Here is a 21,808-nt window from a genome sequence, read left to right as displayed (position 1 = left end):
TATATGAAATTTGTAAAATATTTCCTGCAGAAACGGTCAGTGACCATTTTGCTGTTGATACTGATATTAGGAGGTGGGTTGTTGGCGTATGTCAAAATGGGAAAGTTAGAAGATGCGCCATTTACTATTAAACAGGCATTAGTAATGACTCCTTATCCGGGTGCTTCTCCTTCCGAAGTTCAATCTCAAGTGACAGATGTACTGGAAGAATCCATCCAGTCGTTGGGTGAGTTATATTTCTTAAAGACAGAGAATCGTGCAGGACTTTCTAAAATCACAGTTTACGTGAAAAAAGAGATTCGTGCAGATGAGATGCAACAGTTGTGGGATAAACTTCGGCGTAAGGTCAATGATGTGCAGTCAAAATTACCTGACGGGGCCGGTCCATCCGTAGTAAATGATGATTTTGGAGATGTACTAGGAGTCTTTTATGGATTGACCGGAGAAAACTACTCTTACCGGGAGTTAGAAGACCAAGCCAAACTTATCAAAAATGAGTTGCTTAAAGTGAAAGACGTAGCGAAAGTCGAAATATACGGAGTACAATCTCCGACGATTGATGTTATTCTTAGCCCTTCCGTTATGGCAAGAAGCGGTATTACTACAGCAGATATATCTCGTGCATTTGATGCTCAGAACAGAGTGGTCGATGCAGGGGGAATTGATGCGGGTACGGACAGAATACGGATTGAATCTACCGGAAATTTTTATTCATTGGATGATATCCGGGATTTGACGATTGTGGCACGTACAGGTGAACATTTCCGTTTGGCAGATATCGCTGAGGTAAAAGAGAGCTACCAGACACCACCCAGTAATAAAATGCGGATTGATGGAAAACCAGCAATAGGTGTAGCCATATCCACTGTTCCTACTGGTAATGTAGTAGATATGGCTGAAGCTGTAAAAGTCAGGATTGATCAGTTTGCAGAGATAATTCCCGAAGGCTTTGAGTTACAAATTATTTATGATCAAGGCTATGAATCAGCAGTTGCAAATCAAGGATTTATCTGGAATCTGATTATTTCGGTAGTGACAGTGATTGCTATTCTATTGTTTTTTATAGGATTCAAAAACGGTATACTGATTGGTAGCGGTTTGGTATTCTCTATTTTTGCTACATTGATCGTAATGCTTTCTCAGGGAATTGCTTTGCAACGTATGTCACTTGCGGCGATTATTATTGCAATGGGAATGCTTGTCGATAATGCTATTGTAGTATCCGATTCAGTATTGGTCAATATGCAAAGAGGAATGCGTAAGCGAGTCGCTATTTTGAGAGCCTGTTCTTCCACTGCCTTGCCACTGTTGGCTGCCACTGTTATTGCCATTCTAACCTTTTTACCTATCTATTATTCGCCACATATTACTGGCGAATTACTGTCATCCTTAGTTGTAGTGATCGGTGTTTCGCTGATGTTCAGTTGGGGCTTTGCGCTGACACAGACTACTTTCTTCATTCAGGAGTTTGTCCGTCGCCCTAGACCCAACGAACTTAAGGCGGCACTTTTTGCAGGTAAATATTATGATAAGTTCCGGGCTGCTTTACGGTGGGTAATTCGTCACCGTTATGCAACAGTCGGTTGTATGGTCGTAATGCTTGTGTTGTCAGCTTGGAGTTTTAAGTTTATTCCGAAGGTTTTTGTTCCTGCATTAGATAAGCAATATTTTACGTTAGATATGTGGCTTCCCGAAGGGACTAAAATTGAAGAAACAGACAAAATGGCTATGGAAATGGCAACCTATATTCAAGATCAGGAAGAGGCTGAAATGGTATCAACCTATATTGGTCGCACACCTCCACGCTATTATTTGTCTAATGTGTCTTTTGGACCTCAGTCCAATTATGCTCAAATATTGGTGAAGTGCAAGACTTCGAAACTTTCTCGTCAGCTACATGCTCGTTTGCAAGATTCGATTTCAGTAAGATACCCAGAGCCGTTGATTAAAGTAAATAAGTTCGAACTAAGTCCGCTGACAGAGGCGGTCATTGAAGCTCGTTTCTTGGGACCGGATCCCGCGGTACTCGATTCATTAGTAGGACAGGCTATTGAAATCATGCGTCGAAATCCCAAAGTTGCGGATGCGCGTAATGAATGGGGAAATATGTCGATGATGATCCGACCGGAATATGATCCGGTCAAAGCCGGTGCATTGGGAATTACAAAAGCCTCTATGATGGAATCTGTAAAGTCGATAAATGACGGTTTACCTGTCGGCGTCTATCGGGATGATGAAAAGAAAGTGCCTGTTTTGCTGAAATCCGGCAATGTAGATATTATAGATGTTAATTCTTTGGGAGATTTTTCAATCTGGAACGGTGAGAAATCAGCTCCACTTTCGCAAGTGACAGAACAAATTGAAACAACTTGGGAATTTCCACAGATAAGAACTTATAATCGGCAATTGTCTATGGCCGCTATGTGTGGTGTGAAGTCCGGACATACTATGGCAGAAGTACATGGAGAAATAAGGAAAGAAATTGAAAAGATTCAATTGCCCGAAGGTTATTCTTTCTTCTGGGATGCCCAGTATAAGGATCAAGGTGAAGCGATGCAGGCTATTGCTAAATATTTTCCGTTAGCATTTCTTGCATTAGTAGTGATTTTGGTAGCTTTATTCGGTAATTTCCGTGAACCGATTATAATTATATGCGTCTTGCCTTTGTCGCTGATAGGTATTGCGATTGGTCTGTTATTGACAGGTTTTGATTTCGGCTTTTTCCCGATAGCCGGTTGGCTAGGATTACTTGGTATGATTATAAAAAATGTCATTGTATTGATTGATGAGATTAATATACAACATCGAAGTGGAATAGATTTATATACATCAATTATTGAGGCAACAGTTTCTCGAACCCGTCCAGTATTGATGGCGGCCACAACTACTATTTTTGGTATGATACCACTATTGTTTGACGTAGCATTTGGAGGTATGGCTGCTACCATTATTTTCGGGCTGACATTTGCCACAGGACTGACATTATTTGTGACTCCTGCATTGTATTCTATGTTTTATAAAGTAAGAGGAAGGTAAAGATGAAAAAAATAATAGTTTGTTTGTTGTGTTGTGGAAGTGTTTGTATGTCCATGCCTATATTAGCTCAGCAGAGTCTCTTGTTAGAGAAATACCGGGCTATGGCATTGGACTACAATCACGACCTGAAAGTTGCAGAAAAAAATATTGCTGCTAGCATAGAAGTTGAGAAGTCTGCGCGTGCGGATTTAAAGCCGAAACTTTCCGGTGCTGCTAATTTTCAATATACGGGAAATCCATTAGAATTGTCATTGGATATTCCTACTTTAGGATTGTCGAAAACAGTGGAAGGAAAGCAGTTGAAGTATGGTGGCTCTCTTTCTTTATTACAGCCGGTTTATACGGGAGGTCGTTTGCTGGAATCCATTCGGATGGCACAACACCAACAATCTTTAGCAAGCAACCAGTCGAAAATTTTGAATGATGCAGTTTGCTATCAGACGGATATTCAGTATTGGAGTGCTGTTGCTCGTATGGAAATAGTATCAGTAGCTAAAGACTTTCGAAACTCGATGGCTGCTTTGGTGAAAACGATCAAAGAACGAGTAGATGTTGGTTTTGTCGATCCGCAAGATTTGTTGATGGCAGAAGTGAAATTGAATGAAGCAGAATATCAGTTACTTCAGGCACAAAGTAATTTTGAAACAGGCAGGATGGCGTTGAACTCTATGATTGGAATCCAGTTAGATCACTCTACTGAGTTGGATTTGCAAATACCGATGGTGATAGTTAATGATTCATTGTGGCTTGCTACAGGTATGGGGCGTCCAGAAGTAAATATGGCTTATGACCATATTAGAATAGCTGAAAGTACAAAGAAACTAAATGATTCACAATTCAAGCCCCAATTTTATGTGGGAATAGATGGAAGTTATTCATCTCCCGGATATAATTTTAAAAAAGACCTGGACCCTAATTATGCAGTTTATGCCAAAGTTTCCGTGCCCATCTTTGAGTGGGGAAAACGGCGAAGTGAGAAGCGTGCTTCTTCACTTCGCATTGGCATGGCTGAAGATAATTTGAATAAAGTGTCTGATCAGGTGGAACTTGAAGTTGGGGTGGCACGTAAATCTTTGTCGCAAGCCATCGAGCGGGTACGCTTAAGTGAAAGTTCGCTTGCTAAAGCAGAAGAGAATGAAGCAAAGGCGATGGAACGTTACAATGAAGGCAAAGTATCTGTGGTAGAAGTGATCGATGCCCAGACTTATCGGCAAACATCACAAGTAAATTATGTGCAAGCCAAAGCTGCAGCACAAGGGTATTATTCCGAATTAATAAAAGCTCTTCATGGCTATAATTGTCGATAAAAAACAGTAACTTTGTCTGAAAAGAATCGTATGAATATAAAACAGAATCATATACTTTATATTAGCTTATTCTCATGCCTAGGTGTGTTTTCCTTTTTTTTGCTGACTAATTATGCGGGATTCTCTGATACAGTATCGGATGCACTCTATTCAGTAGGGACTTTGCTATTTTTTATAATAGCTTTCAATTTGCTGGGATATTCTACGATTCGTTTGAGTACCTGGATTGACAATCAATATTCAGCGAATCTTCATAGTCGCTGGAAGCTGATTTCTGTTTATACGATGGTCATGCTGATGTTTTTTCTACTCAATTATGGTTTGTTGGTAACAGCTAAATTCTTGGTTGGTGCTTCCCGTCCGTTTGTGTTTCCTCATGGTGGATGGCGTATACTAATCATTGTTTGGTTAGTGGAACTTGTTATTTTGGGTCTGCTGTTGGCCAACCGATCCATGCAACATACGCTTAAACTGCAAAAGCAAGCAGCAGCGTTACAGGAAGAGAACAATACAGCCCGTTATACAGCTCTGCAAAATCAGTTGAATCCTCATTTCTTATTCAATAGTTTGAATACACTGATCTCTGAAATCAGATACAATCCTAAGAATGCGGAATTATTCACACAGCATCTTTCTGATGTATATCGTTATATTCTTCAATGTCAGAACCAACGTTTGGCAACGCTGCATAATGAACTGAGCTTTCTGGATTCCTATGTCTTTCTTCATCAGGTTCGTTTGGGAGACTGTATCCATGTGCACAACTATATTCCGGAAGAATGGAAAGAAATGAAACTGCCTCCTTTAACTCTTCAATTGTTGGTGGAGAACGTTATTAAGCATAATGTGATTCATTCGGGAAAACCAATGGTTATTGAACTGACCAGTATTGAAGAACCACCGAGGCTGATTATCAGTAACGCGATTCGTCCTAAAAAGTGTGGAGGTACTTCGGGAATGGGATTAAAGAATCTTTCAGCCCGTTACAAACTCTTGAGTAATCAGGACATTGTGATAGAAAACGAGTCAGATAAGTTTACTGTAAAAATACCTTTATTTCAATGAGTAAGATAATAGCAGCTATTATAGAAGATGAAGTGCCGGCAGCGCGTTTGTTACATGAGATGATACAGGCATTACGACCTGACTGGGAAGTACAGGTATTGCCGGGTACTATAGAAGAGTCTGTTGAATGGTTTCGTTCCAATCTCCATCCGGATATTTTATTTCTGGATATTCAATTGACTGATGGCAATTCGTTTATGTTTATTGAACAGGCACAGCCGGATAGCATGATCGTTTTCACAACTGCTTATGATGAATATGCTGTCCGGGCTTTTACTGTAAATAGTATTGATTATCTGCTGAAACCTATTCATCAGGAACGTTTATTGCAAACAATTGAACGCTTTGAAAGCCTAACAGAAAAATATATACGTGATTTTAATCGTGAGAACCGGATACTAGAAATTCTGGAAAGTTTATCCGATACTCAAGGAGTCTCGTCTTCAGAAAGTAAAAGATATCGTACCCGTTTTCTTATTTCTTCCAGCAATAAGCTTTTTACATTGGCAGTAAACGAGGTTGCCTATTTCTACTCGGAAAACAAACTTACTTTTGTAGTAACTAAGAATAATAAGGAATATGTTCTGGATTTTGCCTTGGATAAACTTTGTGAGCAATTAGATCCGGATCTTTTCTTCCGGACCAATCGTCAAACATTAGTTTGTGTAGATGCAATTCAGCGAATTGAACATTATTTTTTGGGAAAGGCGGTAGTACATGTGATACCACCTTTTAAAAATCAAATTATTGTGAGCAAAGATAAAATTTCGGCATTCAAAGTATGGTTGAATTATTAAACTTAAGCATTACAACAGGATAATACGTTTTTGCATGATGTCCGTCAATTGAGCTTTCAGTTGGCGTGCATTAATTGGTTTGGGCATGTATCCGTCGAAACCACTTTCCATGACTTTTTGTTCATCAGAAGCATATGCAAAAGCTGTGACAGCTATAATCGGTACTTTTGCCGAATATTTACGGATTTCCCGGGTTGCTTCATATCCATCCATTACAGGCATATTAATGTCCATCAAAATCATCTGTGGATTATATTTTTTGAACATTTCTACAGCCTCTTCTCCGTTCCAAGCATGAATCAATTGATATTCTCCTTTGAGTATTGAAGCAAATAATTTGTAATTGCTCTCATTGTCCTCAGCAATCAGAATAGTAAATTCATTTTTTTCAATAGTGATGGGTTGAACATCTATTTTTTTTATGCTGTCATCGGTCATATTTACAGGTTTATAAGGGAGTGTAAACCAGAATGTAGAACCTTTTCCTTCTTCAGATTCTACTCCGATGTTACCTTCCATATGCTTTACTAAGGTTTGGCAGATAGATAATCCTAAACCTGTACCTTGTGCAAAATTGTTCAACTTAACAAAACGGGCAAAAATACTTTTTTGTTTGTCTTTAGCAATACCACATCCGGTATCAGTTACATAAAAATAAATCTCTTTATCACGAAGTTCATAACCGAAACTAATGTTTCCTTCCTGAGTGAATTTGATTGCATTAGTTATCAAGTTGATGAGTAATTGTGATAGTCTGTTTCTTTCTGTGTGGATAAAACAGGAATCCATAGTAGGAGTAAAGTTTAATTGAACTTTATCCGATTTGAGTTTAAAGCGGAGAGAATTAGCCAACTCATTCATAGTCTTGTTCAGATCAATGTTGGAATAATGGAATTCCAGTGTTCCTGCCTCGATTTTTGATAAATCGAGAATATCGCTGATGAGTTGTAACAATAACGTATTATTATTCTCAATGATACTTACATATTCTTGTTTTTCTTGCTCTTCGTCCGTAGATGCCAATATGCCTGAGAAACCGACAATCGCATTCAGAGGGGTACGTATTTCATGGCTCATATTTGCCAGGAATGCGGATTTTAGACGGTTTGATTCTTCTGCGCGGTCTCTTGCCGTAGTCAACTCCATTTCCATCTTTTTCCTTTGGGTAATGACTAGGGAAGAACCTACTAAGGTAAGCGGTTTTCCATTCTCGTCACGTGTCTCGACAGCCGCTTGCGCCTCTACCCATTCTATTCTGTGGATGTGATTGTTTACGGTAACTACGCGATATTCTTCTTTTACTTTGTCCAAACGACCCTCTACTAAGTCTTCGTATGCTTTTTCTACACGTTCCCGGTCTTCTTTGAAGATCTTGGCAAAATATTGGGAATCGGGAACCGCCAATTGTTCCTCGTTTACATCAGTACCTTGAATGCTTAGTTCTATGGGCTTGTTGATGTCACAAAGTATGGTTTTACTCAATAAATCCCATTTCCACGGTACAATGTTTGCTACGTCCAATGCCATGGCAAGTTTATTGTTAGTAGCGCTCAACTTCTGTTGCGCTTTATGAAGCTCGGTACTGTCTACACAGAATATATCAATGATATTGTTCTGGTGTGTGCCTTTTAGTACCACATCATAAAAAGTATCTATTTGTTTAAAATAATATGGGAAAGTGATTGCTCTGTTTTCATCCAGTGACATTTTGGTGAAATGCAAAAATTCCACCATTGATTCGGGGAAAAACTTACTTGCAGTCTTGCCGATCACTTCTTCTTTAGAGAAAAAGGTTTTCTCAAAATGAGAATTTACATTTCTGTATATTAAGTCCACAGGTTCACCTTTTTCATTGATAATCAATTTTTCTTGCATATAAAGTATCGGCATATTATTGATCAGATTTCTATATGTCGTCATGATTTCAATTTCTTTCATTTGAGCTTTTTTGAGATTGTTCAAATGGCGGATACGATATTGAAAGAATAAAATGAGCAGGACGATACATAGGATAGCTCCCAGAATAAAATAGTTATATTGCTCCCAAAATGTAGGGGGCTTGTTGAAGAAAATTGTTCCTTTGGGACAAAGATCTAGGGATAAACCTTTACGATTCAGTACTTCATAGTTAATAATTGGAGCACCCTCTGAAGGCAGATAAAAAGGAATATCACGAGCTTGTTTACCATCTAATATTTCTTCTGTAATTTGAATAATCTTTGCATTATAAGCTTCTTGATCATAAGCATATCCACCTATCATTCCTCCTTTATAATCTTTGAGAGTGATCAGACCGACTGTAAACAAAGGTGCTGAAGTCGTTGCAATAAGCTTATAGGAATTGGTGAATAACGAAGTATTACCTGCAAATGTTTGTTTGAAGAACCAAGATGAATAAAGTACTCCCGTTGTTTTGGGGTTGATAGCGTAAAGAGAATCCAATAATTGATTGAGCGTAATCTTTTCCGGAGAAAGAAATTGGTAACCAATGTCCGGATGTTTCTTTGCTAACTCTTCTTGGATGATCAGGTTATTTGTTTGATTGATTTGCCGACTATCTCCAATAAAGATGAATTTTTCCATGTTTGGAATCATTTGACAAACCAATTCCATATTTTTCTGTACAAATAGATCTGAATATAAGAATACTAAATTATAGGGCTTTGCTAGTTCTGTAAGTGGAATCCGATCGGATAAAGGGATCGGTTCTTTTTTTAGATATGCTTTTTGGGGACCAAAGTAATCTTCTTCTCCACAAAGCATGATCGGTACATCTCCCCATTCTTTTCTGAGATCATCTTTTAGGATAAGAGTAGAGTTTCCTAGTAAAAGTATCATGCGAGGAGAATGGTGCTTGTACTTTGTAAATATTGTGTCTTTGAATTCCTGTAAAATAGTATCATTATCCATCATGAGCATATTCATGTGCTCGGTGTAAAGTGCTAATTGAGGAAGATTTTGGATATGTTCCGTTACAGCTGAAATCATTCTCAAACTCCAAGGGGCGGCTTCCGTATACGAATTGATGATTAGAATATAATTATTCACATTTACGGAATCCTTTTGCGCAAATAGTGGATTAACGTAGAGTAAGTATAGGTAAAGAGGAAATAATACTTTAACTATCCGTTTGTAAAAAGCAATTTTTGTCATAAAATAATTCAAGTAATCTTGCAATTTTGTTTATGTATTTGGCAAAAGTACTAATAATAAATGAATTAAATGACTTTTTAATGATGAAAAGCTAATAATACTTGAAATAAATTTATAGACGAGGAATGTTTATTTTTAAGATTTTAATCGAATGTAGAAAAGTTGAAAAGAAGAAAATAGGGGAAAAATAGCCTAATGATTTGCAATAATATGCAGATTGTGAGTTGTTTTTATATTTTCTTGATTGAAATATACGCTTTAGGATATCATTATATGGCTAGTTTAGCGTTATGAAACTAATCGTTGGTTTTAAATCAACGACTTTTTCCTTTTAAAGGAACATAAAATGAAGCTTTGAGAAGGGGAATTTAGATCTGGTTTATCTTTTCCTTCAGTTGTTTTGGAATAATCAAAAATCCGTTGTTGCTGAGAAAGAAAGATATAAGGAATACTTTTATTTGTTTAATTGTAGCAATATGGTTTAATTAAAATGCTAATTTAATCAATTGGATTTGTGTGAATAAAAAATCCCAAGACTTTTTCTTATATAGTGTAAAATGTCTTGGGATAATCGTAATCAGAAGAATTAAAATATTTTTTTTTTCAGATTGGTCAATTTTTCATTTTAATGCTTCTATAATTTGTGGCATCATGCTCCAAATTGTATTTTCGTCTTGTGCTGTGAAGAAGTTTCCGTCTATTTCAGATTTTTCATCAGTAGCTGTACCATTTTGAATAGCTGGTTTAGCTAATGGGTGAACGGCTACTTTTTTTCCTTTCGTTACTCCTGTAAAATCAAACATCATGGCACCGGCACAATGTCCAATCATAATTTTCCCTTTTTCTCCGAAAGTTTTAATTACTTGCATTAAATCTACATTGTAAGGTTGTTGTGCATTTTGACTAAATACTGGTATGGCATCTCCACATGAGAATACAACTGCATCAAACTCGTCCTCGTGCCCTTTCAGATTGGCTATTACATCATCTACCATCAAGCTGATTCCTGAATTCGTCTTGATTTCTTTTTTATCCGATACGGCAAATACCTTATAAGAAATACCATTTTCGAAGAATGCTTCCAAATATTGAAACAGACCACAACCATTTACCGGATTCACTGCTAAAACTGCTACTTTCTTTGCCATAATCATAAATTTTAAAATGAAACAATAGTTATTTTTAGTAAGTTTATTACTTTTGTGATGCAAATGTATCTTTCTTCTTTGTTATAAACAAGAACGTACCTAAGAATAAGGAAGTTACATAGAAGTAACTATTGTTGAAATTCAATAAAATACAAAAAGTTAAAGAATGAAAAACTTTCATCCGACAGGAAATTGTCCCGTAAGGGATGTGATTAGCCGCTTAGGGGATAAGTGGTCTATGTTAGTGCTTATTACATTAAATGCGAATGGTACAATGCGTTTCAGTGATATACATAAAACGATTGATGATATTTCCCAGCGAATGCTGACTGTCACATTGCGTACTCTTGAGGCAGATGGACTAGTGGAACGTAAAGTTTATGCGGAAGTTCCTCCACGCGTGGAGTATTACCTGACTGAAACAGGAGGTAGTTTGATTCCTCATATTGAAGGACTAGTCAGATGGGCTTTAAAAAATATGGATGTTATTCTAGAACACAGACAAATAAATCAGTAATCGAATATAAATAATGGATAGAGATCTTCTGAATTATTTTAAGTCTATCTGCCAGTGAGAAATTTAATCTTACTTGCAAATAGACTTATTATAATAGGAATTTATAGACATTCTTCATCTTTAATACGCGAACCGATCTGAGCATAATAGAGCATGATTAACTCACATACGACTACAATTAGCCATGTCCATTGCCATCCTCCTAAAGTATCGGCTAATACACCTTGTAATACGGGGAAGACGGCACCTCCGAATACGCCCATCATAAATATGCCTGAAGCTTTCGAGGTATATTTTTTCAATCCTTTGATAGCCAAAGTAAAAATGCAGCCCCACATTACAGAGTGACATAAACCAACAGATACCAGAACCCATAGGTTATCGCTGATTATAGCTATTAATGTTAGGATAGCTGCGATGGATGTCGTAACAGTCAGTAGTATACGTGGTGAAATATTATTGAATAAGCTAAAAATAAGCCTTCCGACCATTAGGCCACCCCAATAGAGTGTAGCCAGTAAAGCAGGAATTCCTAAGTCCAATCCCCAGAGGATTAGATGATGTCTGCCGAAGAAAGACAGCCCCTCGCCGGATTCAATTAACTCCATGGCATGAAGATTGACATTTACACCCACTGCTACTTCGGCACCTACATAGAAAAAGATTGCGACTACTCCCAATGTCAAATGGCGGAAAGACCAAATGCTACGTTTTAGCTTTTCTCCGCCGTCTGCTCTGGTTTCTTGGATATCAGGCAAGTTCAGGCGGGAAGTGATTAATGTGGTGACGACTACACACAGCGCTATCAGTAAGAATGGAATCATCAGTTGAGCAGCTGTTATGCTTTCGAGTGCAACGCCTGCAAAGATTACTCCCGTTACAAAGAAAGGGGCAATAGTTGTACCAAATGAATTAATGGCACATATAATATTCATACGTTGAACTGGTTGTGTGCGAGGCAATTCGTAAGCGGCTACATAAGGATTGATGACAACTTGCAGCAGTGCGGCAGAGGTTCCCATCAGATATGAGCCTAACAAGAAAATAAAATAACCGTAAGGAATTGTGTCGTCAGCTATTTGCAGACAAACATCTCCGTAGTTTACAACAAACCAAGAAGAAAGAGAATACATGAGTAATCCGGCAACCATCACAGCTAAAGCCCGTATTAGAGTCTTTTTATAGCCATGTGTATTTATCCATTTTCCTCCCAGAGAACTGTTCAGCAGGTATCCCAGAAAGAAAAAGAACGAAATAAGGGTTGTCAGTGTGTTCTTTAACTCATCGACTTGGGAAAGAAATGCAATTTTCAGAGGTCCCTGAAACTGTCCATTGACAGTTGTCAGGAAACCTACGATAAAATAAATAAAAGTCAGGATGATAAATGGTCCAAGACTATTTTTTCTTTGTGTATCCATGATGTAAAGGTTGAGATCTTAAAAACCTTTTTTATGATAGTATATTTTCCAGAACAGACATAGCTCCTTTTTCTTTGACTGCTTCTACCATTAGCAGATATTGTTTTACGAAATCATTAGCTGCTTTTAAATCTGTACTTTGAAAAGGAGATAGTGCCAGGAAGTCGATCGGATCATCGCTTTTGATTAGCGTCTTATCATCGGTAGACATCCAAGGTTCGGCTATGTCAAATGCGGTACCTTTATCATCTACTTTGTATTTCAGATAATGACGGTATGTGGCAAAAAGGTAAGTGAGTCGTGAAAGATCTTTATGATCCCGGATCATTTTGATCAGATTAGGCATTATATATACCGGGAATTTAGATACTCCGTCGAAACATAAGCGTGCTACTTGATCGCTGACAGAACGGTTTCCGAAACGTTCAATTAATGTTTGCTTATATAAATTCAGGTCGGTATCACCGGGAGCCGGTACATACGGAGTAATGTCTACATCCATGAAAGTACGAACAAATCTAGCAATCCGTTCATCATGCATTGCATCGTCTACTTTTCGATAGCCACTAAGGAAAGATGGATATGAGAGCAATTGATGAGAGGCATTTAAAAGGCTTAGTTTCATGTTTTCGTATGCAGTAACGTCTTGAGTAAATTCTACTCCGACTTTTTCCCATGCCGGACGACCTGCAATAAAATTATCTTCGATTACCCATTGGATAAAATCTTCACAATAAACCGGTGCTTCATCGGTAGTTCCGTTTTGGGTGTTCAAACGAACAATGTCATCCGGACGAGTGGCAGGTGTTATACGATCTACCATACTATTGGGGAAAGTTACATTTTCGGCTACCCATGTAGCTAGTTCTGCGTCTTGTGCTTGAATGAAAGTGGTAAATGCTTTTTTTGCAGTATTCCCGTTATGTTGTAGGTTGTCACAAGATAAGATGGTAATAGGACCATTTCCAGCGGCTCTCCTTCTGCGTAATCCTTCGGCTATGAAGCCAAATGTTGTTTTGGGAGTCTGTGGATGAGTCAAATCATAGTTTATATTTTCATCTTCCAGCATGAATTCTCCGGTAGATTTTTCTATATTATATCCACCTTCAGTAATGGTAAGTGTGATAATACGGGTACTATTATCAGCTATTTTTGCAATGACAGCTTCCGGATTTTCGATTGCCCAAATGAGTTCGACGAGTGAACCGATGCGATAAACTTCGTCTTTGCCATTACGCCCACATACTGTTAATGTGTATTCGTTGTTTTGTTTCTTAAGGGCTTTATATAAGTGCTCGTCACTAGGTAATAACATTGCACTACAAATACCCCAATCTTGTTGAGTCGAATCATCTAGCAACAGATTAGTGTAAAACTCCTCATGGGCACGATGAAAATTTCCCACGCCAATGTGTAAAATACCTGTTTTAACCTGTTTACGGTTGTAATTGTAAGAGATAACTTGTGTCTTCATGATTTCTTTTGTTTTATAAAATTCAACTTCATTTTGATATAACAAAAATAAGGGTCGGAATATTATAGCGATCTCTTTTTTCGGTCCTTTTACCTGCAAACGATTGCGGGAACGTTCCCAAAATCTGCAAACGTTCTCAATGATTAGGATTTGTCGTTCCAAATTCATACTTTTGTTTTAACTTAAACAGAAAATTCCATGAAGCATATCACTATTAAAGATATAGCGCGACATCTATCTTTGTCCGTTTCAACAGTTTCTCGTGCGTTGATGAATGACAAGAATATCCGTAAAGAGACAAAAGAAAAGGTGCTTGAAACAGCAAAAGTTTTAGGATATAAACCCAATCCAGTAGCTACTAATTTGAAGTATGGGCACACGAATACGGTGGGAGTTATTGTTCCGGAGATGGTTACTCCATTTGCTTCACAAGTGATTAATGGTATACAAAGTATACTTTATGCGAATGGAATAAAAGTTATTATTGCCGAATCGGGTGAAGATTTTTCTAAAGAAAGAGAAAATCTTAAGATGATGGAACGCTTTATGGTAGACGGTATTATCATCTGTTTGTGTAGTTATAAAAAAAATAAGGATGAGTACACGCGCCTGCAACAAGCGGAAATGCCTATGGTTTTTTATGATCGTATTCCTCATGGTATGAACGTCTCACAAGTGATTGTGAATGATTATTTGAAGGCTTTCTTTTTAGTAGAACATTTAATTCGGGAAGGTTGTAAGCGCATTGTGCATTTGCAGGGACCGGATGATGTATATAACTCTATAGAGCGGGCAAGAGGGTATAAAGATGCATTATCTAAATTTAATATCCCATTTGAAAAAGAGATGATGTTTAAAACAGGTCTGACATTTGAGGACGGGGAAAATGCTGCTAATATATTAATAGAGAAAGGGCTGCATTTCGATGCTGTTTTTGCTTTTACTGATACGCTAGCTATCGGAGTAATGAATAGGCTTCGGGATTTGAATAAGAAAATTCCGGCAGAGGTTGCCATTGCCAGTTTTTCAGGAACAGTACTTTCTACGATTGTTTATCCGCAACTTACTACTGTTGAACCTCCTTTGTTTCAAATGGGAAAGGAGGCGGCTGAATTGATTCTGGAAAAGATAAAGAATCCTTTGTCTCCAAATCGTTCCATTGTGTTGGATGCGGAAATTCAGTTGCGTGCTTCTAGTATGAAGAAATCTTCTTAATAATTTTTTGTAACAGAGTAGTAGACATGGAAATAAAAAAGGTTTCCTCAGATAAGAAACAATTTCTGGAGTTGTTGTTATTAGCAGATGAACAGGAAAATATGATTGACAGATACTTGGAACGTGGAGAAATGTTTGTTTTGTATGAGGATGGTTTGAAAGCCGTTTGTGTGGTAACTGCTGAAGGTGAAGGTATTTATGAAATTAAAAATATTGCGACCGTTCCGGCTTTTCAGCGCAAAGGGTATGGAAAGAAATTAATAGAATTTCTGTTTGGATATTATTGTGATAAGTGTTCGGCAATGTTAGTAGGCACAGGAGATGTTTTTTCTACTGTTTCTTTTTATGAATATTGTGGCTTTTCTATCTCTCATCGGATTAAGAACTTCTTTACGGATAATTATGATCATCCGATATATGAAGATGGTGTACAGTTGGTAGATATGGTATATTTGAAAAAGACATTTTAGTATCGATCGCCATGGAAAGGGATATAAAGCTATTGGTCGATGAATATGGAAATCTGATTTCTACGATTGCCCACCGTATGATTCAAAATAAAGATATAGCCCGAGAGGCGGCACAGGAAGTGTGGTATGAATTATGTAAAAGTTATCACACCTTTAAAGGAGATTCAGAACTTTCTACATGGGTTTATACAGTTGCTTGCCGAACCATAGGCAGGTACGCGGAAACTGAAAAGGAGGTAAAAATGTCGGAAGTGGAATATTTCCGTTCGTTACCCGAAATTGAATATTCTGGAGCAGATGAGGAAAAACGGGAATGGATTAAAGAAAGATGCGACTGGTGTATTACCGCATTGAATCATTGTTTGAATAAAGATGCTCGGCTCATATTTATTTTTAGAGAGAATATTGAGCTATCTTATCGTCAGATTAGTGAAATAATGGAAATAACGGAATGCAATGTAAGACAAATCTATTCTCGTTCCATTCAGAAGATTACTATTTTATGAATGACACCTGTCCTTTATACAATCCCAATGGTACTTGTAAGTGTCGTATTTGTAAACAAGTGCATTCTATTGACATGGATAAAGAATATGCAACAGTGATTCGAATGATGAGGCTGACGGATTTGTATATGAAATTTGAGAAGGAATTGCCTCGTAAGAATTATTGGGAGAAATTTATTGGCTGAGTTGTCACAAAGTCCTTTTTCTTGTCCACTAAACTATATGTATTAATCAAAAATATATAGTTATGAGTAAAATTGAATTTTTAAAAGAGCAGATAATAGAAGCTCGTACATTTGTAAATCGTTTGATGTCAGAATTGCCAGAGGAATTATGGTATGTTGTTCCTGAAGGAACGGATTCTAATTTTGTCTGGCAGGTCGGGCATTTGTTAGTCTCTCAGAATTTCCATGCAATAACCACAATAACCGGATCAAATGAGAAAGTAAAACGTCTGCTTCCTATTATGGAATATAACAGGATATTCAATGGTATGGGAACTCTGCATCGTTCTATAGAGAAAGATCTGATTCCTGTGGCAAAATTGAGGGAACAACTGGAAACTGTCCATCAAATTTGTATTGACAATATTGAAACATTGAATGATACTATTTTGTCGGATAAATTAGAACCAATCCCATTTAAACATCCTGTTGCGGAAATAAAATATGAAGCTTTATCGTGGAGCTTTAAACATGAAATGTGGCATAGCGCAGAAATGGAAGCTATAAAGAGGGAGTTGGGGTATCCTATCGTATGGATGAAAAACTAGTATTGTATGATTATATTATCGATGAAGCATGGTAGGAAATTGTGCTTTTAGAACAAGGGGAACTACTGCTTACTATTTTTTACATTTGAAGTTTTTATTTATAATAAATGTCGATTGAGTTTATAATAGATTTCGTACACATTTATTATAAACGGTACTCTACTTTATTATAAACTATTTTATGAACTTATTAGTAAATAATAGAGTTGTATTGTGATGTAAAATAAACAATTAGTGCATTAATCGATTGATTAATGCACTAATAATAGTTTGTTTCAATACTTAAAAAGTATTGAATTGTAGATGATTTATGTATTTATATTTCTTATTCTATCCATGCTGTTCTATTCTTTATCTTTCTCCAAAGATACAACATAAAAAGTCATTTGTCAAATGTTTCATGAGAAAGCGAATGATTTATTGTATTTTTCGTTCAACCCATATGCTGAATTTGTATACAGAAATAAATAATAAAAACTACATCTAGAATAAGAGCTATAGAAGACCATTTAATAAATAACTGATCTTTTTTATAAATGCCAAAGCATAGTCCAACTATAGAACCGAAGAGGATACCTACGGGGAATCCAAAAAATCCAAGTAGGATGATGCCTGTAAGCATAATAATGCCTATAATTGTTAATATTTTGCTTCTATTCATATAATTAAGTTATTTATTCATTGAACCAATCTATCTTTTTCGAGAAATACATCACGATGGCTAAGATGGTAAACAATCCTAAGCTACCGGCTAGCAGAGCAAAAGTTTCCAGTTGGATGAGGACAAATATATAAAGATAAAGTATACTTAATAGTCCCATCATAATAAACGCAGGTTTCTTTTTTCTGATAATGCCAAGCATATATCCACCTACTAATAACACTGTCAATGCTGATGACAACAAATATGCAGGATTGAAACCGATATGTTCGGAGAAAGAAAGGAGTAAACTATAAAATAGGCAGAGCGCTAATCCCACTAACAGATATTGCAACGCATGGATACGAGTTTTATTCATGATTTCAGTAAAGAATATAACTCCAAATGTCAGTAAGATAATGAGAATGGCATACTTTGCCGAACGCATGGATTGCTGATACTGTTCCACCGGTATCTTGAAATTGACTCCAAAGCTGGAGTTTTCTATATCTTTGATGTTCTGGTTATAGTTTATTGAAACTTGCGAATAGTTACGATTTAGATTCAGCACTTGCCATTGCGCTGAAAAATCCTTCTCGGTAATCTCTCTATTGTTAGGTAGATAGTTTCCTATAAAACTAGGGGTATTCCAATTAGCTTTCAGATTCACCTGAGTTGTTTTCCCTAATGGAATAAAATTGATAGATTGCGAACCTTTCAATTTGATTTTGATCTCATAAGGTAATTTTTTATCCGTTTTCAAAGCTGAAAGATCAGCGATGGCATGAACTCCTGTGTTGTTTATTCCTCTGTTATCCATACCGGGTTCGAATATATAAACAGAATCGTTCAATGTAATACTGATTTGCTCACTGATACCTCTCATGTCAGTCAGATTTAGGCAGATAGCAGTTTGGTCAAATTTCAGGTTATTCATATCTATTCTGCTTTTTATTAACTCTTCTGAGCTGAAATAACCTTTTAACGTCAGTTCGGATTGATATACATTAACCTCATAAAGACTTCTTTTTAAAATTTCGGTTTTCAGTTGTCCGTCAATAAGTAGTTCGTCCGGGAATAGTATCAAGTCTTTGATGGATACTTCTTTCTTTCCGTTATTTTCTGTAGTGACAGGATATTGGATATTCAGGTAAGGTCCGGATATGGTTTGCGCCAAGCTCCATTTCTCACTAACCTCATTGATAGCATCTTCCTGAGTTTGTCCCCGTTCGGTTATTAGGTTTTCAATCATGAACATAGGTATCATCAAGAGAATTACGAGCCCTCCGATAATAAGGATCTTAATCGTTTTAGAGAAGCGATGCAGACAACCCATTGGTTGTTGTGTCTGCTCAGTTAATTTTTCATTGAAATCGTCCATAAGAATAGTTGTGTTAAATGAATGATTATGTTGATTTTAAAAATTTCTCCAAGGCCTTGATATGAACTTTAAAGGCTTCTTTCCCTTGTGGGGTAGCTCGAAAAACGGTTCTTGGTTTCCGTCCCACAAAACCTTTGTTGCATTCGATATAGTTCAGTTCTTCTAATGCACGTGTATGGCTTGCCAGATTACCGTCTGTCAGTGAAAGCAGTTCTTTCAAAGTATTAAAGTCCATTTCTTCATTAACCATCAGAACAGCCATAATACCTAGCCGGACTTTGCTCTCGAATGCTTTATTAATATTTTGAAATGCTTCTATCATTTATGATTTCTTTCTTTCGTAATGAATGTAGAATAGTATCCCATATAAAATATGGAATCCGCCGAATCCTATAGTCCAGAATAGAAGGGAATGGCCTTCCCAAAAACTATCTATAATTCCCAAGCAGATGAAAGCATATCCCAACCATGCTATATTAGAATAAGTGAACTTGGAGACATTTACCAAAGTTAATCCGTAAAATAAAAGCGTGATAGAAGATATAATGCCATAATATCCATGACACAAAATGGATATACATAGTATTCCCCCAGTCAGCATCGGAAGTGAAAAATTCCATAATGCCCGGTAAGCTAGTTTACTGAAAAACTTTTGTCGCATTCTCTTGGATTTATTGTATGAGAGAATGCAGGCTGTAATTGCCGAAGCTGCTAATACAGCCGCAGCAACTATAATCATAGGCTCCAGCGTATCTGTCAGACTAGGAATTAATACTATAATACTTGCACCTATTGATGCGTAAATTCCAGCCATAATAGCTGCGAAACCACTGATCGAGATAAACTTGGAAGATTTTTCCATCAACTCTTTTATCTCATTTACCGATTCTAATGCTTTATCTTTATTCATGTAAAAAGTACTTTGTAATGCAAAGTAAAATAAAAGATTTCAGATAGCCAAAGATTAAGCAGAATAATTTTGAAAAATTGATAATGATAGGATGATCTCACTGAGCTGATAAAGGATATGCGTCATTATTATATATAATATATGTAAGGAGGAAGTTAGAATGAAATTAGTCAAATATTTGACTAATTCATGGAAAATATCTACCTTTGCATCCGAAATAAGGTAAAAGGAATTTTATGATGGTAGAAGGAGTAGAGTTTAGAGAATTAATGTTACAGGTAGTTCGTACGCGTATGACATTCCGTAGAGCCATGCAGCAAACATTGAGAAAGAACAAAGTGGGCGTTACATTTGAGATGTTACAAGTATTAAGTTCTTTATGGCATGAGCAGGGAATTAGCCAACAGATACTGGCTGAACGCATAGCGAAGGATAAAGCATGTTTGACAAATCTGATGAACAATTTGGAAAAGAAGGGTTATGTCTGTCGGAAAGAGGACCCGAATGACCGCCGTAATAAACTGGTCTTTCTTACTCCGGAAGGAGAAGATTTTAAGGAACAGATCCGTCCTATTTTGAATCAGGTTTATATAAGTTCGGAGCGTATTATCGGCATAGAAAGCATTGAAACAATGTTAGCAGAATTAAAAGGGGTAGATGATGTCCTTGAAAACATATAGAATAATATTTCAGGTAGGTTTAACCTACCTGATAATTTTTGCTCAACCGGCAGTTGCACAAACAGATTCTTTATTTCTTACTGTAGATGAACTTTTTGAAAGGGGAGTGGAGCATAGTCTTCAACTTCAAGCGGATGCGATGAAAGAATTAATGGCTCAGGAACGAACGCAGACAGTTCGTGCTACTCGTTTACCAGATTTACAGATAGGTTTGAAAGGTGGTTTTGTGGGGCAACCAATTCTTTGGGAGCGGGGATTGGCTGATCCGCTTCATCCGGAAGTCCCTGATTGGTCTCAGAATTATGCGATTGATTTCAACCAACCATTATATCAAGGAGGAAAGATTCGGTATTCTATCCATAAGGCGGATTTAGAAAAACAAATTGCGGAATTACAGACTTTGACGGATAGAGTAGAAATTAAATTGGGTTTATTAAATCAGTATATGAACCTATTCAGTCTTTTCAAACAACATGAAGTGCTGATACGAAATATCGAAGAATCGGAACTACGTTTGCAAGATATCCGTCGTATGAAGAAGGAAGGTCTGATTACTAATAATGATGTGCTGCGGAGTGAAATGCAATTAACGAATGATCGGCTATCTTTGCAAGAAACCGAAAATAGCATTGCCCTTGTGTCTCAGCAATTGAATATCCTGTTAGGACAGAATGAGAATTTATTATTACAGCCGGATACTACAATCTTATTTCATACGATTACTCTCCAATCATATGATGATTATATCGCTTTGGCATTTGCTAATGATCCGGCAATGAAGTTATTACGTGCACAGACTGAAATGGCACATACTGATATTAAACTTACACAAGCTTTTTCTCTTCCTAATATATCATTGTATGCTTCAAATTCACTAGCACGTCCTGTCTCACGTACGTTGGCGGATATGTATAATAATAACTGGAATGTAGGTGTGTCGGTTTCTTATCCTTTGTCTTCACTTTATAAAAACAATCATAAGATAAAGGAAAGTAGAATGATGGTATCACTGCACCGTAATGCGGAAGAACAGAAAATGCAAAACATCAGAGTGGAAGTGCGTACTGCCTTTTTGCGTCACCAAGAAGCTCTTCAAAGGGTGGAAGCTTTGAAATTATCTGTTCGCCAGGCGCAGGAGAATTATCGGATTATGCAGAACCGTTATTTGAATCAATTGGCTATTCTTACCGATTTACTTGATGCAAATTCGGTTCGCTTGAATGTAGAATTGCAGTTGGTTGCTGCACGTACACGTGTGATTTATACTTATTATCAACTTCAGAAAGTTTGCGGACATCTTTAATAAATGAATGTAAATT

Annotated in this window: 18 protein-coding genes and 1 pseudogene; 11 read left to right on the top strand and 8 right to left on the bottom strand. The window is 37.0% G+C overall.

The annotated features are described in order from the left end of the window. Positions 1-3: 3 nt before the first annotated feature. The 4 genes from EJF25_RS04270 to EJF25_RS04255 are packed head-to-tail and all read left to right on the top strand — an operon-like array spanning position 4 to position 6,205. Positions 4-3,036 (top strand): efflux RND transporter permease subunit, encoded by a 3,033-nt coding sequence (locus EJF25_RS04270; RefSeq protein ID WP_125040186.1) that lies wholly within the window; start codon positions 4-6, stop codon positions 3,034-3,036. A gap of 2 nt (positions 3,037-3,038) precedes the next feature. After that, a complete protein-coding gene (locus EJF25_RS04265) occupies positions 3,039-4,343 on the top strand; it encodes a TolC family protein (protein WP_125040185.1) in 1,305 nt (434 codons plus the stop codon). Positions 4,344-4,379: 36 nt separating this feature from the next. After that, a complete protein-coding gene (locus EJF25_RS04260) occupies positions 4,380-5,408 on the top strand; it encodes a sensor histidine kinase (protein ID WP_200832871.1) in 1,029 nt (342 codons plus the stop codon). Further along, complete coding sequence (locus EJF25_RS04255; RefSeq protein WP_125040183.1) at positions 5,405-6,205, top strand: LytR/AlgR family response regulator transcription factor; 801 nt, start codon at positions 5,405-5,407, stop codon at positions 6,203-6,205. Before EJF25_RS04260 ends, EJF25_RS04255 begins: the two co-directional genes overlap by 4 nt. A 9-nt stretch (positions 6,206-6,214) precedes the next feature. On the opposite strand, the gene EJF25_RS04250 is transcribed toward EJF25_RS04255, so the two are convergent. Both EJF25_RS04250 and EJF25_RS04245 read right to left on the bottom strand, forming a co-directional pair. Then, the gene (locus tag EJF25_RS04250) at positions 6,215-9,358 is read right to left on the bottom strand and encodes an ATP-binding protein (RefSeq protein WP_125040182.1); all 3,144 of its coding nucleotides are present in this window, start codon (positions 9,356-9,358) and stop codon (positions 6,215-6,217) included. 620 nt (positions 9,359-9,978) lie between these two features. Further along, positions 9,979-10,506 (bottom strand): DJ-1/PfpI family protein, encoded by a 528-nt coding sequence (locus tag EJF25_RS04245; protein ID WP_125040181.1) that lies wholly within the window; start codon positions 10,504-10,506, stop codon positions 9,979-9,981. A 166-nt stretch (positions 10,507-10,672) separates the two neighbouring features. On the opposite strand from EJF25_RS04245, the gene EJF25_RS04240 reads away from it, so the two are divergent. Next, positions 10,673-11,023: a winged helix-turn-helix transcriptional regulator gene (locus EJF25_RS04240; protein WP_125040180.1), complete on the top strand. Its 351-nt coding sequence runs from the start codon at positions 10,673-10,675 to the stop codon at positions 11,021-11,023. A 101-nt stretch (positions 11,024-11,124) separates the two neighbouring features. On the opposite strand, the gene EJF25_RS04235 is transcribed toward EJF25_RS04240, so the two are convergent. Further along, the gene (locus tag EJF25_RS04235; protein WP_125040179.1) at positions 11,125-12,441 is read right to left on the bottom strand and encodes an MFS transporter; all 1,317 of its coding nucleotides are present in this window, start codon (positions 12,439-12,441) and stop codon (positions 11,125-11,127) included. A gap of 31 nt (positions 12,442-12,472) precedes the next feature. After that, positions 12,473-13,915: a mannitol dehydrogenase family protein gene (locus EJF25_RS04230; RefSeq protein ID WP_125040178.1), complete on the bottom strand. Its 1,443-nt coding sequence runs from the start codon at positions 13,913-13,915 to the stop codon at positions 12,473-12,475. 198 nt (positions 13,916-14,113) lie between these two features. Between EJF25_RS04230 and EJF25_RS04225 the strand changes: the two genes are divergently transcribed. The 4 genes and pseudogenes from EJF25_RS04225 to EJF25_RS04210 all read left to right on the top strand — a co-directional run bounded on the left by EJF25_RS04225 (position 14,114) and on the right by EJF25_RS04210 (position 16,878). Continuing rightward, complete coding sequence (locus tag EJF25_RS04225) at positions 14,114-15,130, top strand: LacI family DNA-binding transcriptional regulator (RefSeq protein WP_125040177.1); 1,017 nt, start codon at positions 14,114-14,116, stop codon at positions 15,128-15,130. A 26-nt stretch (positions 15,131-15,156) separates the two neighbouring features. After that, positions 15,157-15,600 (top strand): GNAT family N-acetyltransferase, encoded by a 444-nt coding sequence (locus EJF25_RS04220; protein WP_125040176.1) that lies wholly within the window; start codon positions 15,157-15,159, stop codon positions 15,598-15,600. 11 nt (positions 15,601-15,611) lie between these two features. Next, positions 15,612-16,291 (top strand): annotated as a pseudogene (locus EJF25_RS04215) (RNA polymerase sigma factor). 62 nt (positions 16,292-16,353) lie between these two features. Beyond that, positions 16,354-16,878, top strand: coding sequence for a DinB family protein (locus EJF25_RS04210; RefSeq protein WP_125040175.1), 525 nt, complete (start codon positions 16,354-16,356; stop codon positions 16,876-16,878). A gap of 433 nt (positions 16,879-17,311) precedes the next feature. Here the strand turns inward: EJF25_RS04210 and EJF25_RS04205 are convergent, their stop codons facing one another. From EJF25_RS04205 to EJF25_RS04190, 4 genes are read right to left on the bottom strand one after another with little or no spacing between them, the layout of a single operon-like run. Continuing rightward, positions 17,312-17,539 (bottom strand): hypothetical protein, encoded by a 228-nt coding sequence (locus EJF25_RS04205; protein WP_125040174.1) that lies wholly within the window; start codon positions 17,537-17,539, stop codon positions 17,312-17,314. Positions 17,540-17,552: 13 nt separating this feature from the next. Beyond that, positions 17,553-18,899 (bottom strand): cell envelope integrity protein CreD, encoded by a 1,347-nt coding sequence (creD, locus tag EJF25_RS04200; protein ID WP_125040173.1) that lies wholly within the window; start codon positions 18,897-18,899, stop codon positions 17,553-17,555. Between the two features lie 25 nt (positions 18,900-18,924). Continuing rightward, positions 18,925-19,221 carry a winged helix-turn-helix domain-containing protein gene (locus EJF25_RS04195; protein WP_125040172.1) on the bottom strand — a complete coding sequence of 99 codons (297 nt, stop codon included), beginning with the start codon at positions 19,219-19,221 and terminating at the stop codon, positions 18,925-18,927. Beyond that, entirely contained in the window at positions 19,222-19,809 is a 588-nt protein-coding gene (locus EJF25_RS04190) for a hypothetical protein (RefSeq protein WP_200832865.1), read from the bottom strand. It lies immediately after the preceding gene. 239 nt (positions 19,810-20,048) lie between these two features. Between EJF25_RS04190 and EJF25_RS04185 the strand changes: the two genes are divergently transcribed. Together EJF25_RS04185 and EJF25_RS04180 are read left to right on the top strand one after the other, a co-directional pair. Further along, the gene (locus EJF25_RS04185) at positions 20,049-20,489 is read left to right on the top strand and encodes a MarR family winged helix-turn-helix transcriptional regulator (protein ID WP_200832870.1); all 441 of its coding nucleotides are present in this window, start codon (positions 20,049-20,051) and stop codon (positions 20,487-20,489) included. After that, entirely contained in the window at positions 20,470-21,792 is a 1,323-nt protein-coding gene (locus EJF25_RS04180; protein ID WP_125040371.1) for a TolC family protein, read from the top strand. The genes EJF25_RS04185 and EJF25_RS04180 overlap by 20 nt, the downstream gene beginning before the upstream one ends. Positions 21,793-21,808: the final 16 nt, after the last annotated feature.

Source organism: Bacteroides faecalis, assembly GCF_003865075.1.
GTDB classification, from domain to species: domain Bacteria; phylum Bacteroidota; class Bacteroidia; order Bacteroidales; family Bacteroidaceae; genus Bacteroides; species Bacteroides faecalis.
This window is presented reverse-complemented; position numbering and strand designations above follow the sequence as displayed.